Source organism: Nocardioides ganghwensis (genome assembly GCF_014779655.1).
GTDB lineage: Bacteria > Actinomycetota > Actinomycetes > Propionibacteriales > Nocardioidaceae > Nocardioides > Nocardioides ganghwensis.
This window is the reverse complement of record NZ_JACXYX010000036.1, coordinates 1-1,348: the sequence shown is the minus strand read 5'-3', so window position 1 is coordinate 1,348 and position 1,348 is coordinate 1. Positions and strand designations below refer to the sequence as shown.

The 1,348-nt window shown below is 68.4% G+C and carries 1 protein-coding gene; it reads right to left on the bottom strand.

What is annotated here, in order from left to right:
* Positions 1-30 precede the first annotated feature (30 nt).
* The gene (locus IEZ24_RS21380) at positions 31-1,272 is read right to left on the bottom strand and encodes an IS481 family transposase (RefSeq protein WP_129457166.1); all 1,242 of its coding nucleotides are present in this window, start codon (positions 1,270-1,272) and stop codon (positions 31-33) included.
* Positions 1,273-1,348 lie beyond the last annotated feature (76 nt).

Below are 1,348 nucleotides of genomic sequence, written 5' to 3'. Positions count from 1 at the left end.
CTGAAGACCTTCGGGTGATGGGTGACAGATCTATGTCGGTTGATCGGTGACACTCGCTGTCACTCTAGGACGCCGTTGCGGCGCGCTGGATCGTTTGACCCTCACCTCCCCGGTGCTGTCGCGTTTCTGAGTTCGGAGCAGCTGGTCGCCGTCGTAGAACTGCAGGACGGACTCGGTGACCCACACGTCGATCGGTCGCCCGGCGGCCGCGACCCCGAGGCAGACCTGCTGCCAGCTGACGCACACCACCCCGACGGCGCTGGCTCGGCGGGTCACCCAGGTTCCGTCACTGCGACTCGCGTCCGGGCGGTGAGCCGCGCCGGTGTCGGCCGGCGGGCGCAACGGCGTGATCGCTGCGTCGTGACCGGTGAGGAACCGTGCGGCCGGGGTGGCCATGTCGAGCGCCTGATGGGGCCGGTTGTGGTTGTAGTCGTGGACCCATGCGTCGAGCTCGGCCTGCGCGGTGGCCAGGTCACCGAAGATGCGATCGGTGCGGAACTCGGTGCGCAGCGCGCGGTGGAACCGCTCGATCTTCCCGGTCGTGGTCGGCGAGCGTGGCTGGGTGTGCAGGTGCTCGATCCCGTTCTCGCGACAGATCCGGTCGAACAAGACCTCGACCGGCGGACGGTTGTAGCGGCCGGTGAAGACCTTGCCGTTGTCGGTCAGGATCTGCCCCGGGACCCCGTAGGTCCGCAACGCGGCAGCGAGCCCGTCACACACGTTCGGTGAGCTCTCGCGCAGCATCAGGTGCGCGCTGACGCAGAACCGGGAGTGGTCATCGACGCCGGTCAGCGCCTTGGCCCGCCGTCCGTCCGCGAGCACGAACCCGCCCACGACGTCCATCTGCCACAACTCCATCGGCACTCCGCGTTCCCACCGCTTCCACTTCCGGTCCCGACGCCGACGACCCGAGGGATCGATCAGGTTCAACCGGACCAGCGCCCGGTAGACCGCCGACTCGCTCGGCACCGGATCCACGCCCGCCCGAGCCAGCTCGAACACCAGCCGCCGCGGCCCCCACCCCGGATGCGCCGAGCGCATCGTGGCGATCGCCGCTTCGACATCAGCATCGATCTGGTGCGGGCACGACCGCGGCCGGTGCGAGCGGTCCGCCAGGCCTTCCAGGCCCTCACACTCGTAGCGGGCAAGCCAGCCGTGCACCGTCTTGCGATGCACGCCGTACCTGGCCGCCACGCTCGAGACCGTCTCGCCGTCACTGATCACAGCCAGCACGGCCCGATACCGCTGCTCGGTCACGCTCAACTCCCTCATCTGGGGAGTGTCACCAATCAACCGGAGTAGCTGTCACCCATCACCCGAAGATGTGTGACGCATCAACCGAAGGCCG

Bases quoted from the DNA above. Each gene is read 5' to 3' on its own strand.
- IEZ24_RS21380 (WP_129457166.1), bottom strand. From the start codon at position 1,272: ATGAGGGAGTTGAGCGTGACCGAGCAGCGGTATCGGGCCGTGCTGGCT.